At 73.9% G+C, this 15,308-nt stretch carries 10 protein-coding genes; 6 read left to right on the top strand and 4 right to left on the bottom strand.

Annotation, left to right across the window (positions count from 1 at the left end; genetic code table 11):
- Positions 1-75: 75 nt before the first annotated feature.
- The 3 genes from B207_RS32600 to B207_RS32590 form a co-directional block, all read right to left on the bottom strand.
- Positions 76-1,344, bottom strand: coding sequence for an LCP family protein (locus B207_RS32600; protein WP_018635409.1), 1,269 nt, complete (start codon positions 1,342-1,344; stop codon positions 76-78).
- A gap of 231 nt (positions 1,345-1,575) precedes the next feature.
- The gene (locus B207_RS32595; protein ID WP_018635408.1) at positions 1,576-2,994 is read right to left on the bottom strand and encodes an LCP family protein; all 1,419 of its coding nucleotides are present in this window, start codon (positions 2,992-2,994) and stop codon (positions 1,576-1,578) included.
- Between the two features lie 800 nt (positions 2,995-3,794).
- On the bottom strand, positions 3,795-5,849 hold the full coding sequence (locus tag B207_RS32590) for a glycosyltransferase family 39 protein (RefSeq protein WP_230204838.1): 2,055 nt from the start codon (positions 5,847-5,849) through the stop codon (positions 3,795-3,797).
- A gap of 126 nt (positions 5,850-5,975) precedes the next feature.
- Here B207_RS32590 and rfbD point away from each other — a divergent pair, with 126 nt between their 5' ends.
- From rfbD to B207_RS0104870, 6 genes are all read left to right on the top strand, one after another.
- On the top strand, positions 5,976-6,890 hold the full coding sequence (rfbD, locus tag B207_RS0104895) for a dTDP-4-dehydrorhamnose reductase (RefSeq protein WP_026310697.1): 915 nt from the start codon (positions 5,976-5,978) through the stop codon (positions 6,888-6,890).
- Between the two features lie 99 nt (positions 6,891-6,989).
- A complete protein-coding gene (gene metG, locus B207_RS0104890) occupies positions 6,990-8,690 on the top strand; it encodes a methionine--tRNA ligase (protein WP_035739949.1) in 1,701 nt (566 codons plus the stop codon).
- Between the two features lie 109 nt (positions 8,691-8,799).
- Entirely contained in the window at positions 8,800-10,464 is a 1,665-nt protein-coding gene (locus B207_RS0104885) for a hypothetical protein (protein WP_018635404.1), read from the top strand.
- Positions 10,464-11,321 (top strand): NAD(P)-dependent oxidoreductase, encoded by an 858-nt coding sequence (locus B207_RS0104880; protein WP_018635403.1) that lies wholly within the window; start codon positions 10,464-10,466, stop codon positions 11,319-11,321. Before B207_RS0104885 ends, B207_RS0104880 begins: the two co-directional genes overlap by 1 nt.
- 43 nt (positions 11,322-11,364) lie before the next feature.
- Positions 11,365-13,122, top strand: a complete 1,758-nt coding sequence (locus B207_RS0104875) for a hypothetical protein (RefSeq protein ID WP_154675148.1) — start codon at positions 11,365-11,367, stop codon at positions 13,120-13,122.
- Positions 13,123-13,213: 91 nt separating this feature from the next.
- A complete protein-coding gene (locus tag B207_RS0104870) occupies positions 13,214-13,888 on the top strand; it encodes a DUF3592 domain-containing protein (protein WP_018635401.1) in 675 nt (224 codons plus the stop codon).
- A 290-nt stretch (positions 13,889-14,178) separates the two neighbouring features.
- Here B207_RS0104870 and B207_RS0104865 read toward each other — a convergent pair whose 3' ends face one another.
- Complete coding sequence (locus tag B207_RS0104865) at positions 14,179-15,306, bottom strand: glycosyltransferase (RefSeq protein WP_018635400.1); 1,128 nt, start codon at positions 15,304-15,306, stop codon at positions 14,179-14,181.
- Positions 15,307-15,308: the final 2 nt, after the last annotated feature.

The raw sequence follows: 15,308 nt of genomic DNA, 5'->3' as shown, positions 1-15,308 counted from the left end.
CGGGTGCCCGGCCCGCCCCGTCCGGGGCGGCGACACGATCGCGCGCTCCGTTCGGGTCTGCCGGATCGGCAGTGCTCAGGGCGTGCAGGACGTGTCGGCGGCCGGCGGGGGCACGACTGGCGTCTCCGTCCCCCCGGTGCCTGTGCCTGCTGTGCCCGTGGCTGGTTGCGCTGTGCCGGCCGTGCCGCCTGTGCCGGCCGTGCCGGCCGTGCCGGCCCGTGCGGTGGTGGGCGCGGCGCCACCGGGCAGCGGGCGGGCCAGCATGAGCCGGTCGGGGGGTGGGGCGGGGATGGAGGCTCCGGCGCCGGGGGCTCGCATCGGGCTGAGGAGGGCCTCCGTCCCGGCCGGTTCGTGCAGCAGCACCATCCCGTGCGGGGGGATCGTGCCCATGCCGTCGACCGCCCCCTCGCCTGGCAGCGGGACGTGGGTCGGGATCGTCACGAACCGCAGGCCGCCCGGTCCGAGCTCGGAGACCCGTCTCGCCAGGCGCAGCATCTCGGGCTGAGAGAGGCTCCGGCTGATCTCCAGCGCGCCGCCGACCGCGCCCAGCAGACCGGCGATCCGCGACGGGCTGGTGAGCACACCGGTGCTGGTCGCCGCGTCCAGGAGACGGGACAGGAACTGCTGCTGGCGCAGGATGCGCAGGCGTTCCTCACCGAGAGCCTTGCGGGTGCGGACGAACGCGAGCGCCTGCCCGCCGTCCAACCGGTTCTCGCCAAGCTGACCCCGCCATCCGGACTCGGCGTCCCGCAGGTTGCGGGTGCTGCCGTCGGGCAGCGGTTGGACGCACACGGTGACACCGCCGACCGCGTCCGTCATCGCGCGGAAGCCGGCCAGGTTGATCGACACGGTGTGGTCGATCTTGAGGCCGGTGAACCCCTCCAGGGTCGAGATCAGCCCGGGCACGCCGACGAGCGGGACGACGTCCGCGATCTTCGACAGTCCGTCGCGGGCGAGGGCGGCGGACGTCGGCACGATCGGCACCAGGGTGTCCCGCGGGAAGGAGACCAGGGTGGCGCTGCCGTCCGCGTCGAAGTGGGCGATGATCGTCGTGTCCGCCCGCATGCCGCCGGGGTCGCCGAACTCGCCGTGCGTCCCCTCCCGGCTGTCATTGCCGAGCAGCAGGATGTTCAGGTCGCCGGGGACCTCCGCCGGCCGGGCGCCGGCCGTGGGCTCCCAGTCGTTGCGGTCGATCGCTCCGTCGAAATGCCGGTAGGCGGCCCAGCCGACGGACGTGACGGCCAGGACCGCCAGCGAGACCAGCGCCACGAGGGTGACGGACAGCCGGCGCAGTGCCGATCGCCGCCGGTGGGTGATCCGCGGGTCCAGATTCGGCGGCAGCACCCGTCCCGTACCGGGTGTGCACGAAGCGTGCCGGCGCACCGGCGCGGCCGGTTCTGGCAGGTGCGACTGATCCAGAGCGTTCCACGCCATCAGGACAGTTCGACGCCGAGGACCACCCTGTGGTTGTCCGGACCAGTCCGATCCGACCCCACCGCTGGCACCAACGGGCGTTGCCCTGGTCCGGGCCGGTCTTCCTGGCCCGCCCGGACCAGGGCCGGCGTGGCGGCCGGTTCAGTACGTGCAGCCGGTGGTCAGCTGTGTCGCGGTGACGGGCGCTGTCGACCGGGGGGTGACACTCGGCGCGGAGCCCGGGCGGTCACCTCCCGCCCCGCCGCCCTGGGGCTGCACGGTGCCCGCCGCGCCACCCTGGCCCTGGGCGCCCGTGGCGGCCTTCACCTGCCTGAAGGACGTCCCGAGCACCAGCGACACGCGATCGGTCAGACGGCCGTCGCGTACCAGGCGGGAGTTCGGCACCACGGCGGCGACCGTGCGGGCCGCGGCCTCCCTCCCGGGGCCGTAGCGGACCTCGGTGGCCGGGCTGGTGCCGTCCGGCCAGTCGCGCGGCGCGCCGACGCGGAAGCCCAGGCGGGCCAGATCGTCGCTGGCCGTGCTGGCCAGACCGCCGACCTGCGCGGCGTTGAAGACATCGATCGCGACGTCCCGCGGCGGCACCGCTGCCGGGTCCGCCGGTGCGGGCCGGGCCGGTGCGCCTCCGCGCAGCGGGGCGAGGAAGGCGTCCAGCTGCGCCGGGTCGTACAGCTGCACCGAGCCGAACCGCGGCAGCTCGCCGAGGGAGTTCCCGCCCTCGGCGGGCGTGGGCGCGTGCACCGGAATCGTGACGAACCGGATCTGGTCGGTGCTCATCGCGCTCATCCGCTTCGCGAGCAGCCGGATGTCGTCGATGTCCGTGCCGTCGTCGATGGTCAGCGACTTCGTCGTCGCGCTGATGAGGTTCTCCAGCCGGGCCGGGTTCGTCAGCACCCCGTCGCTGGTGGCCTTGCGGAACACCGCCCCGATGAACTGCTGCTGGCGGCGGATGCGGTCGAAGTCGTTGTCGGGCAGCCCGTGCCGCTGGCGGACGAAGGCGAGGGCCTGGTCGCCGCTGAGATGGTTCTCGCCGACCCGGCCCCGCCACTGCGACCACTCGTCGCGCAGGTTGGTCCGCGAGCCGTTCGGCAGTGCCTTGACGCAGACGGTCACCCCGCCGATGGCATCGGTCATGTCGCGGAATCCGGCGAGGTCGACGGAGACGTAGTGGTCGACGCGGATGTCGGTCAGGTTCTCGATCGTCCGGATGAGCAGGGACGGCCCGCCGATGGAGATCGCCTGGGTCAGTTTGTCCCGGCCGTGGCCCGGGATGTGGACGAGGGTGTCGCGGGGGAACGAGACCAGGGTCGTCGTCCCGTTCGCGTCCAGGTGGGCGAGGATGGTGGTGTCCGACCGCTGACCGGCGACCTCCCCGCCGCGCTGGAACTCGCCGCCGGTGCCGGCCCGGCTGTCCGAGCCGACCAGCAGGAAGTTCGTCGTTCCCTCGATCGGGTTTGCGGGGCGCTCACCGTCCAGGGTCAGTCGCAGCCGGTTGATCTGGCGGTCGAAGTGCTCGTAGAGCGCGAACCCGCCGACGGCGAAGGCGAAGATCAGGCAGGACATGACGGCGCAGATCGTGGCGACGAGCCGGGCGGCGAACCCGCGGCGGCGGCGCGGCGGGCCTGGCAGCCGACGGCACCGCGGCGCCAGGCCGGCCCCAGTACCCGCGGGTGCGTCGCGGCCGGGCCTGGTCCGGCGGCCGGCACGGGTGCTCGCGGCACGAGCGGCACCCCCGGAGCCGCCGTCTCCGCTCCCACCGGAGGCGGCCTCCGTGCCGGTGGCGTTCCCTGCGCCGTCGCGGAGCCTGCCGCGACCCGTCGCCGCCCTCGCCCTGTCGCCGGCCCGGCGACCGCGAAGGTCCTGCTCCCTGCCAGCGGAAGCGGCAGCCTGGCTTCCGCTGGCAGCGGCCTGGCTGACGTCCTCTGTGCGGGTCGGGTCCGGCGAGGCCGGTTCGTGCGAACGTGCCCGCGACCGGGAGCGCGGTCGGCGCCGGCCGCCCGCCGCGGCGGCAAGGCCGAGGCGAGACGACTCGGGGCCAGGCCTGGGCCCGGTCGAGGCGCGCGGTCCAGCGCCGGTCACCGCGTCCCCCTCGGTGGTGAATGCCGGGTATTCGGCGTGCCCGTTGATGCCCGGCTGGGGCGGGGCCCGGCACGCGGCGCGTCGTCGCGGTTCCGCGTTCCGGGCGGTGAACACCCAGCCTTCGATTACAGAAAGTACCCGCAGGGTCACGCCACATGCGATTCGGGGTCGGCGTCTTTGCGGCGCGCGGCCGGCACGGCGGGGCCGATCGCCGCAGAACGAGCCAGGCAGAGCGAGGCGTTCGGCGCGAGGCGCGCGGGGTGAGGCGGTTCCGGGCGAGGCGCTCAGGAACGCGTCGGCGTCTCCTGCCCGGCGAGGTGCGCGGCCGGATCCCCGGCAGCCGGGCCTGCCTCGGCTTCGGCGGCCCGGTCGCCACCCGCGGCTTCGGCGGCCCGGTCGCCACCCGCGGCTGTGGTGGCCCGGCCGCCACCCGCGGCTGTGGTGGCCCGGTCGCCGCCCGCGGCTGCGCGGGCGGCGAGCGTGAGGGCGGCGATCCAGCCCAGCGCGGCCAGGACGAACACAGCCACGGTGACACCGAAGGGCAGGGGAGCCCAGCGGGCGGCCGCGGAGACGATGTCCGGCACCTGGGCGGGGGTGAGGGCGACGCCGCGCGGAAGCCAGTAGTAGCTGCACACCGCGAGCAGCGCGAGCCCCTGCATGAGCGCCGCGCCCGCGAGAACGGTCAACGGTGCCAGCCGGGTTCGGCCGCCGAGCACGCGCCCGAGCCCGGCGGCGGTGACCACCGCCAGTCCGACCAGGCCCAGATACAGGTAGCGGCCCTGGACCGCGATGCCCCGGGTGTACCGCTCGTACTCGGCCCAGCTCCGCTGGCCGACCATGAGATACGCGAAGGCCGCCGGGGTGAGGAGTACGAGCGGCGCACCAAGGCACGCGATCCGTCCGGGTTCGCCCGCTGCCGGCTGACCGCGCCGGGCGGCCGTGACGACCGCGGTCACGACCAGACCGACCACGGTCACGGTGGCGGCGACGATCGCCACCGGGGAGAGTTGCGGTGGCTCGAACATCCCGAGTCCGCCCCAGAACCGGCTGATCATCGTCCGGAAGAAGTACCCGAACCAGGTGAGGAACGAGTCGGGAAGCAACAGCGCCTCGCGGCGCGGTGGGTTCGTCGCCCAGCCGTTGGGCTGGAGGGCGTCGTAGAGCACGAAGTTGCGCACCCACCACCAGCCGCCGATCACCAGCCCCAGCCCGACCGCGATGGTCGCGGGCAGGACGGGAAGACCACGCGGAACAGGCAGGCGGCGCAGCGCGGGCGGGCGGCGCGGGGCGGGGGCGGGGGCGGGGGCCGGGGTGGGGGCCGGGCTGCCGTCATCCGTGACCTGGACGCGCGGCCGGAGGCGGAGCCAGCCGACGAGATAGGCGGCGACGATCGTCACGGGCAGCGCGAACGCGAACGCCTTGGACAGCATCGCCACGCCGAACCAGAGCCCGGCCCAGGCGGCCGTCCGCCGGCGCAGGTCGCCCCGCACGACTCCGGCCAGCACGACGGTGAGCGCCCCGGTCGCCAGCACGAGGATGCCGTCGTTGTTGAAGGTCGCACCGACCCGGGTGAAGCCGGGTACCGCCAGCGGCAGCGCCGCCGCCGCCGTGGCGAGCGGCCCGGGCAGGCCGAACCGGCGCCCGGCGGCCCAGGCGAGCAACGGCAGCGGGGCGACGATCAGGATGTTCAGCAGCCGCAGCGCGAGGACCTGCTGGTCGTAGGCCCAGCCGGCGGAACCGGGCAGGATCTCCAGCAGACCCGCGCCGACGGCGTAGACGAGCGGCGGGTGCTGGATCATCTGGTTCGACAGCCGGCCGTCGTCGAGCGGCGTCGGCCCCCCGAGCTCGTCGAAGGACCGGCGCTCGCCGCGCGGGGTGGGGGCGATCTCGGCGAACGACGGCGACCCGCGGCGCTTGCCTCCGGACTGGAACATGTCCTGGTACCGGCCCCGGTCGAAGTCGTCGGACGTCGCCGCGACCCCGGTTGCGATCATCTTCTCGCCGGGCGCGGGCCACCCGGCGCCGTGCTGCAGGCCGTAGACCATGTCGACGTGCTGCGCTTCGTCGTAGCCCGTCCAGGTCGGGTAGACGAACGCATAGGTCACCAGAAGTGCCACATGCAGGGCTGTGATGAGGAGGACCAGCGCAGGGACGGCGGGGCGCCGGCCGGCTACCCCGCCACCCGATCCGGTGCCCGCTTCCGTGCCGGTTCCGGCGGTGGGGGCGGTGCCTGCCCCGGTGGTCGCACCGGTGCCCGCCGGTGGGCCCGCGGCGTCCGCCGCCGGCGGCTGTTCCCCGCGCGGTTCGGGTTTGTCCGTCGTGGGCGTCTCGGGCGTCATCAGGGAGCAGGGTAGCCTCACGCCCCTCGCGTCGATCGATGCCGGTCCGGCCCGGCGGGTACGGCCCCGGCGACACCGCTGACGGGGCGTCACCAGCCGTTCGTCCACGTCTGCCAGACTCGCGGGGTGCGCATCCTCGTCACTGGTGCCGGTGGACAGCTCGGTCATGATCTGTGTCGTCTCCTCGACGTGGAGTCACAGGCCGACCGCACGCGCGACACGCGCGTGCTCGCCTGGGCCGGGCTGACCCGCTCCGAGCTCGACCTCTCCGACGCGGCCCGGGTACGCGCGGTCATCGCCGACCAGGCCCGGCCGGCCAAGGTGCAGGGCGGCCTCGTCGTCATCAACACCGCCGCGTGGACGAACGTCGACGGCGCCGAGGCGGACGAGGCCGGTGCCTATGCCGTGAACGCCACCGGCCCGGCACACCTGGCGGCGGCGTGCGCCGAGGCCGGGGCGGCCCTCGTCCACCTCTCCACCGACTACGTCTTCGACGGCACCGCCTCGAAGCCGTACGAGACGAACGATCCGCCGGCCCCCGTCTCCGCCTACGGGCGTACGAAGCTCGCCGGCGAGGAGGCCGTCCTGGCCCTGTGCCCGGCGTCGTACGTGGTGCGCACGGCCTGGGTCTACGGGCGGTCGGGCACCAACTTCGTGAAGACGATCGCGCGACTGGCCCGGGAGCGCGACGAGCTCAGCGTCGTCGCCGACCAGCACGGCAGCCCGACCTGGTCGGCCGACCTGGCCGCCGGCCTGCTCGACCTGGTGACGGCGCGACCCGCCCCGGGGATCTACCACTGCACCGGCGGCGGCGAGACGACCTGGTTCGGCTTCGCCCGCGCGATCGTCGCCGCGATCGGCGAGGATCCGGCCAAGGTGGCGCCGACCACCACGGCCCAGTTCCCGCGCCCGGCGCAGCGCCCGGCCTACTCGGTGCTCTCCGCCCGGTCGTGGCAGGACGCCGGCCTGCGCCCGCTGCGCTGCTGGGACGAGGCGTTCGCCGCCGCGGTCGCCGACTTCGGCCCGGAGCTGCACGGCTGAGCCGCGCCGTGCCAGGCCGTGCCAGGCCGGTCCGCGACCGGCGAACCGCCGCCCCGCGGCTGTGGATCTCGACCATCGTCCGGCGGGTAGGTTGATGTGGTGAGCACTCAGACCCCCGGCACGGCGGCGCGGCCCGAGGGCCGTCCCGTCCTTGTCGCCGTCGCGTGGCCGTACGCCAACGGGCAGCCGCACCTCGGGCATATCGCCGGTGCCTACCTGCCCGCGGACATCTTCGCCCGCTACCAGCGCATGGCGGGCAACCGGGTGCTGATGGTCTCGGGGTCCGATGCGCACGGCACACCGATCACCGTCCGGGCGGACGAGGAGGGCGTCACCCCGCAGGAGATCGTCGACCGGTACCACCCGGAGTTCCTGCGGATCTGGTCCGGGCTGGGGATCAGCTTCGATCTCTTCACCACCACCCGCACGAAGAACCACGAGGCCACCGCGCAGGACGTGTTCACCCGCCTGCGCGACGCCGGGTACATCTACCCGAAGGAGACCTCCCAGTTCTTCGACCCTGACGCGGGCCGTTTCCTGCCGGACCGGTACGTCGTCGGCACCTGCCCGCACTGCTCCTACCCGCAGGCGCGCGGGGACCAGTGCGAGAACTGCGGGCGCACCCTCGACCCGGAGCTGCTGATCGACCCGCGCAGCAAGGTCACCGGCGCGGTGCCCCAGATGCGGGAGACGACACACTTCTTCCTGCGCCTGTCCGGCCTCTCCGACCAGCTGCTCGACTGGCTGCAGACCCGCCAGGGCTGGCGCCGGCACGTCCTGAACTGGTCGGTGCAGTTCGTCAAGGACGGCCTGCACGACCGCGCGATCACCCGTGACCTGGACTGGGGCGTCCCGCTGCCGACGGACGAACTCGGCCCGGGCAAGCGGCTGTACGTCTGGTTCGAGGCGGTCATCGGCTACCTGTCGGCGAGCAAGGAGTGGGCGGCCGGCACGGACGACCCGCAGGCGTGGCGGGCCTGGTGGGAGGACCCGCAGGCCACCGCCTACTACTTCGTCGGCAAGGACAACATCCCCTTCCACACCGTCATCTGGCCGGCGATGCTGCTCGGCCACGGCGGGCTGAACCTGCCGACCGACGTCCCGGCGAACCAGTACGTCACCTTCGGGGGCGCCAAGGCGTCCAAGTCGGCCGGGATCGGCCGCGGCGTGCGCGAGTACCTCGAGCTGCTGCAGCCGGACGCGCTGCGCTTCGCCCTCGCCTCGGTGCTGCCCGAGCAGAACGACACCGAGATCTCGGACGCCGACATCGTCCGCCGGGTGAACGACGAGCTGATCGCGAACTGGGGCAACCTGGTCAACCGCGTGATGGCGCAGATCAACAAGTTCTTCGGCGGTGAGCTGCCGGCCACCGGCGAACTCGACGGCGTGCACGCCGAGCTGCTCGCCTCCGTCGACGCCGGGCTGGTGAAGGTGGCCGAGCTGCTGGGCCGGGTCGAGCTGCGGGCGGCGCTGCGCGCGGCGATGGAGATCTCCGCCGAGGTCAACGCCTACCTCTACCGCGAGGAGCCCTGGAAGACCGTCAAGGTCGACAAGGACACGGCGGCACACAGCCTCGCGGTCTCGATCCAGGCGATCTCCGGCATCACCACCGCGCTCGCGCCGTTCCTGCCGTTCAGCTCGGCGCGGGTCGCCGAGGTGCTCGGCATCGACCTGGATGTCTGGGCCCGCCAGCCGGTGCCGGCCGGGCGGCGTCTGGAGTGGTCCGGCGGGCTGTTCACCAAGCTGGACGCGGACGTGCTTGGCGTCGAGGCCCCGGCGGGCACCGAAGCCTCCGCCTGACCCAGCCGAACCGCTGGCCGCAGGACGCTGGCCGCAGGACGCACGGCGTGGGCCGGGACCCCGGGGCTGGATCGCGGCGGTCGCGGCGGGGCTGGGAGACTGACGGGTAATGGCCAGCTCATCCGCGGACCGCGGCCGCGGGACCGCCGGGCGGCTGCTGCGCCGGCACGCCGCGTTCGTCGCGGTGCTGGTCCTGGCCGTCGCCGCCCGGGTGGTCGTCATCGCGGCCTACCGGCCCGCGCTGCTCTACCACGGTGACTCACCCGCCTACCTGGACCAGGCGGGCCGGCGGCTGTGGGCCGGTGACTGGCGCCCGTCGGGCTATCCGATGTTCCTGCGGGTCATCGGCGCGCCCGATCACCTGACCCGGCTGGTCGTCGTCCAGCACCTGCTGACGCTGCTGGCCGGCGTCGCCCTGTACGCCGCCGTGCGGCGGCTGTTCGCCCACCACGGCCCGACGGCACTGGCCCGGGGGCGGGGTGGCTGGCCGGCGGCGCTGGTGGCGGCACCGGCGCTGCTGGCACCCTGGGTGCTCGACCTCGGCCAGTTCGTCCTCGCCGACAGCCTGTTCGGGACGCTGGTCCTGGGCGGCGTCCTGGCCCTGGCCTGGCCGGGGCCTCCGGTCGGATGGCGGTGGGCCCTCGGCGGGCTCCTCCTCGGTGCCAGCGTCACCGTTCGGACGGTCGGCTACGGCCCGATCGCGCTGGGTGCGCTGGCCGCGGTCGTCCTCGCCCTGCGTGCCCGCATCGCCGACACGACCGACACGACTGACACGACTGACACGACTGACACGACCCGTGACGCCGGAGTTGGCGGCGGCGGTCGCAGGCTCGCGGCTGGTCGCGGCTGGGCAGCCGGGGGCGCTCCGGTGGCTGCGTTCGTGCTGGCGGCGGCCGTGCCCGTGGTTGCCTACTCGGCCTGGAGCGCCAGCCAGGGCAAGGGGTTCACTGTCTCCGCCCATTCGGGATTCTTCCTCTACGGGCGGGTCGCACCGTTCGCCGACTGCGACCGGCTCCCCGACGACGATGACCTGCGGTCGTTGTGCGATCCCCGGCCGGTCGGCGAGCGCGGTTCCCCGGTGACCTACCTGTGGCCCGACGACTCGCTGCTGCGGCAGGGCAACGACCTCGTCCCGCCGGGCCGGGAGGAGCTGGCGGGCGAGTTCGCCCACGAGGTGATCCGCGCCCAGCCGTGGACGATGGTCACCAGCACCGCCCGCTACCTCGGCGGGTACTTCTGGCCCGTCCCGTACGAGACGGTGCTCACCAGCCGCGCCGACACCTGGGAACTGCCGCGGAGCAGCAGCAACCGACTGCCTGACGGCCATCCCCACGCCACCGACGGCTACCTCACCGTCCGGAACCTGAACGATCACCTGGCCGGCCCGCTCGCGAGCTACTCCGGGCTGTCCTACGCGGCGATGCCGCTGGTCGGCCTGGGGATCCTCGGTGGGCTGGCGGCTGGCGCCGTGGGCTGGCGGCGCGGGCGCTCCGGCCCCGGCCGCCTGTTCTGGCTCACGGCCGGCGCGGGCCTGTCGACCCTGCTCCTCGCCTCCCTGACCTCGGCTTTCGACTACCGCTACCTGGGTTCCGTCACCGGCCTGCTCGGTCCGGCCGCGGTGCTCGGCGCCCTCGGCCTCCTCCGCCCGTCACGGCCGCCGGAGACGCCGCGGGTGGAAACGCCGGTGGTGGCGGCGCCGCGGGTAGAACAGGCGCAGCAGGACGACGCCGCGCTTCGCGGGAAGGCGGCTGCGACGACGGACGGGGGAACCTGATGAAGGTCGCGTTTCTTGGCCTGGGACGCATGGGCGGCCGGATGGCCCGCCACCTCCTGACCGCCGGGCACGACCTGGTCGTCTGGAACCGCACCCCGGGCCGCGCCGGGGAGCTGACGGCCGCCGGGGCGACCGAGGCCGCGGATCCCGCCGCCGCCGTCCGCGGGGCGGACGCCGCCGTGCTGATGCTGTTCGACCCGCGGTCGGCCGCCGACGTGCTCGCCGCGGTCATCCCGGCCGCGGCCCCGGGCCTGCTCCTGGTCAACTGCACCACGGTCGGCCCCGAACCCGCCCGCGAACTGGGGCGGAAGGCGTCCGCCGCCGGGCTGCGCTACCTGGACGCCCCGGTGATCGGCACCGTGGGCCCAGCCGAAGCCGGGACGCTGCGAGTGCTGGTCGGCGGCAGCGAGGCCGATCTGGCCGCGGCCCGCAACCTCCTCGAGACCTTCGGCGATGCCGAGCGTATCGACCATGTGGGCCCCGTCGGCGCCGCGAGTGCGCTCAAGACCGTCTTCAACCTCGGCCTCGCCGAAGGCATGGCCGCCGTCGCCGAGGTCCTCCGCTACGGCACCGAGCTCGGTGTCGACCGCGGGCTGCTGCTGACCGAACTCGCCGGCGGGCCGCTCGGCTTCCTCGTCAACTACAAGCGGACCATGCTGGAGTCGGGCGACTACTCCCCGGCCGCCTTCACCGTCACCGGGATCGCGAAGGACGTCCGGCTCGCGACCGAGGCGGTCGCCGGCCGCCTGCCGATCGCGGAGGCGACGCTGGGGCTCGCCGCCGCCGCCGAGAGCGCCGGCCACGCCGACGACGACTTCGCCGCTCTGGCCGCGGCGGATGTCCCCGGCCCGGCCTGATCTGACCGCCCCGGCGACCCCCGACAGCCAGCCGACCGTCCCGGTGACGCCAGGACGGCAGCCGACCGTCCCGGTGACGTCCCGGCGCTGGCTGGTGCTCGGTGTCGTCGCCGCGGGCCTGCTGCTCGGCGTGCTCGGGCTGGCCGGGGCACTCGCGACGAAACCCTTCGCGGGAGCCGACGAGGCCCAGCACACCGCCTACGCCCTGGAGGTCGCGGCCGGCCGGCTGCCCGAACTGGACACCCCGGTCCGCTCCACCATCCCCGGGATGCCCGGCCTGCCGCCGGACTGCCACATGCCGCCGGCAGCCGCCCGCGCCGCCGTCGACCGGCGCGACGCGGCCCTGCTCCCCGCCTGCGCGCGGAGATCCGGCGCCGCGCTGACCAACTGGGACCTGGTGTACACGGCGAACCATCCGCCGCTGTTCTACCTGTTGGAGGCGCTGCCGCTGGGCGCCGGTCGGGCGCTGGACCATCCGCTGGCGGGGTTCTACGCGGCCCGGCTGCTGAACCTCGCGGTCGGGATCGCCGCCGTGGTCGCCACCGCGTGGCTGGTACGGGGCCTGCTGCCCGCCCGCCCGGACCTCGCGGTCGGCGCCGCCGCAGTCCTCGCGGTGACGGGGATCTTCATCGCCGTCACCTCCCAGGTCTACAACGACGCGTTCGCGGTCGCCCTGATCACCGCGGCGACCGCGGCCACCCTCGCGCTGGCGCGCCGCGGCCCGTCCGCCCGCACGCTGCTCCCGATCGCCCTGCTCGTCCCCGCCGCGGCGCTGGGCCGGGCCAGCGGCGGGCTGGCCGCCGCGGTGCTCGTGCCCGCCGTCGGCCTCGCCGCCGCCCTCGGGACCCGCCCCGGCCCCGACCGCCCCGGCCCCGACCGCACCCACCTCACCCGGGCTGTCGGTGCTGGATGGCGCCGGCCGTTGCTGGCCGGGTTCGGCGCGAGCGCGGTCACGGGACTGCTCACGATCGCCGCGGCCGGCTGGTTCTACGCACGCAACAACCGGTTGTACGGTGACCCGGCCGGCAGCGAGCGGGCCGCCTGGATGTTCCCCACCGGCTACGGCGAGCGGCCGGTATGGGAGATCATCACCAGCCAGGACTTCTGGTGGACGATCTACCAGGGCCTTTTCGGCCGCCCCACTCTTCTGCACGGTGTGCCGCACCGGGCCATCGTCGGCGTCGGACTGCTCACGGTGCTGGGCCTGCTCGCCGCGGCCATCCGTACCCTGCTGGCCCCACGGACCCGCTGGGAGCCTGCCCGACACGACCGGGCGGTGGACGTCATCTGCTGGCTCACAGTGGTTGCCGAGGCCCTGCTCGCGACGGCCACACTGGTCGGCTACGTCGCCGCCGGCGGGGCGACCTTCACCCGCTACCTGCTGCCGGCACTGCCCCTCCTCACGCTGGCGGTCGTTGCCGGCTGCTCGGCACTTCCGCTGGCCCGCCGCGGCCTGCCGACATTCGCGGTGGTCCTGGTGCTCGGCGGGACGGTCCTGACCATGCTCGGTCGCGAACTGGCCCGCCGTGATCCCTTCCTGGACGGCCGTTCCCCGTTCGACCAGCTGCATGGCGCACTCGACGTGACCGCGGTCGGAGCGGGTCGTGCCCCGCTGGTACTGGCCGTCCTGATCGCGCTGGGCGTGCTCGGCGTCGCCCTCCTGGGGCTGTCCCTGTGGAAGCTCTCGGTGGAGACGGTCCCACGGTGGCGGTGGCGGTGGCGTCCGGTCTCGGTCTCGGCAGTCGACACGGAAGTGGCTGACGGCGACCAGCTCGTCGGTGAAAGTTACCGAGAGACGTGATCAGAGGTCTTTCGCACTGACCAGCCCGCAGGCTCGTCTCTGCCGGGCGGCCGGTCAGAACGGCCGAAGCATCTTGCGGAACAATCGGCCGATGTCGGTGGAAGGCAAGGTCGCGGGCGGCCCCGGTATCGGGCGAACGGGCTACCGGAAACTCTCCCAGCGACTGGCGGTCGCGGACGTCATTGCTGATCATGACGACAGAGATCGTCGGCGGACCGGAGTGCCCGAGCGGACGATCGGTGCTCTGGTGAACAGCGTGGTCTGGCCGATCGGGGAGACAGCCGTCGTGACGCTGGCTGCCGTACTCGTGTTCTGGACGGTCGAAGGCGTCGCGGCGCTGATCGTCATCGGAGCGTTCGTCTTCGTGGTGCGAAGTGGGGAGCAGCTCCGTCAACAGTTGCGGCTGGCGCGCCGGGCCGTGGTCGTCGAAGGTGTTGTCGAGAGCATACGGGAGCGCCGTTCCGCCGGTTCCGACCGATACCTTGCCCGGATCCGTTACATTACCGCGCGAGATGTGACGCGACTCTGCTGGATGCACGTGCCACTGACGACAGTGGGCGGGCGGGTGTCGGTACGCCATGACCCGTGGTTTCCCCGGCGTGTGGCCTGGGGTCTGTCCGGGCGTCGACTGGTTTTCTTCGTCGTCGTTCTGCGTATCGGGTACTGGTTCGTTTTCTGCAGGAGAATTGTGTACCACCTCATCTCCGGTCTGTTGTTCACGGGGGTGCTGATCGGAGTAGTAATCGTCTTCGACGTTCTGCTCTGAGGTGCGCTGCCCACTCCCGTTGACTCCACTATTCCCTGTCGTCCAGGGGCAGGAAATTGAGGGCCTTGCGAAGGTTGCTCCTGGCGATCTTCTCGTGTGACTCGTCCTCGTTCCAACGAGAACGGACACAAGTGGCTTCTTGGGAGCGGAAACGCAACATACGACCTCGGGCCGAGAAGCCGAACCACAGTGTCAGATTGCGGCTGTCGACCGGAAAACGCGGCCCGCGGGTCCCGCGGCCCGGGTTCCGCGAGGCCCCGATCCGGGCACCAGGTCCTGGGCGTTGGGGCTCAGCCGGCGACGCGGCGGTAGACGGCGGCGGTGAGTTCGGCGGTGCGGGCCCAGGTGAAGGTCCGGGCGTGGTCGCGGCCCTGGGCGGTCGCGCTGACGCCGGCCGGTTCGGCGAGGAGCGTGGCGAGCGCGGCGGCAAGGTCCTCGGCGAAGGCGTCGGCCCGGCCGGGAGTGACGAGGCGGACCCCGGGGGCACCGCCGACCACCTCGCGGACCGCCGGGATGTCGGCGGCGACGACCCTCGTCCCGGCGGCGAGCGCCTCCAGCGGGGGTAGCCCGAAGCCCTCGTAGCGGGAGGGGAAGCACAGTGCCGCCGCTCCGGCGACGATCGTCCGCAGCTCCGCCTCGTCGAGGTAGCCGAGCGTCACGACGGCGCCCGTGGGCAGGCCGGCGGTGTCGAGGGCCGGGCCCCAGCCGGGTGGGCCGACCAGCGCCAGCGGCGGGGTGTCCGGGTCGTCGGCGCGCAGCCGTCGCAGGGCCTCCAGCAGCACCGGCAGGTTCTTGCGCGGTTCCGCGGAGCCGACGAACAGCAGGTAGCGCTCGGGCAGGCCGCGGGCGGCGAGCCAGCCGCGGGTGGGCGCGATAGCGTCGAACCAGGCGGCGTCGACGCCGAGCGGGGTGGGGGTGACCAGGGCGGGGTCCAGACGGTAGGCGGCGATCACCTCGTCCGCGACGGCCCGGCTCGGGGTCAGCACCGCGGCGGCGCGGCGCAGCCCGCGCGGCACCAGCGTCGCGTAGCGGGCCGACGCCGCCGAGACCGTGTCCGGGGTGCGCAGGTAGGACAGGTCGTGCACGGTCACCACCCCGCGGGCGGACGCCAGCGGGCCCAGCACGAAGTTCGTCCCGTGCACGAGGTCCGCCGGGCCGGTGAACCACTCGGTCGGGGGATGCTCGGAACGGGTCCAGGCGTCCTGCAGCAGGCGGGCGGGGACCCGGCGGGCCGCGGGCCGCACCCCGGGCGGCAGCGCGTCCGCCAGCCTGCCGCCACCGCGCCAGGTGAACGCGGTGGCGGCCAGGTCGAGCTTCGGGTCACCGAGCGCGGCCAGCCCGGCGAGCAGGGCGGCCGTGTAACGCCCGACACCGGTGCGCTGCCCGAGCAGCGGGGTGCCGTCCAGGACGACGCGCACGT

Source organism: Parafrankia elaeagni, assembly GCF_000374165.1.
Classification (GTDB): Bacteria; Actinomycetota; Actinomycetes; order Frankiales; family Frankiaceae; genus Parafrankia; species Parafrankia elaeagni.
Note: the sequence above shows the minus strand (reverse complement) of the source record. Positions and strands in the feature narration are given on the sequence as shown.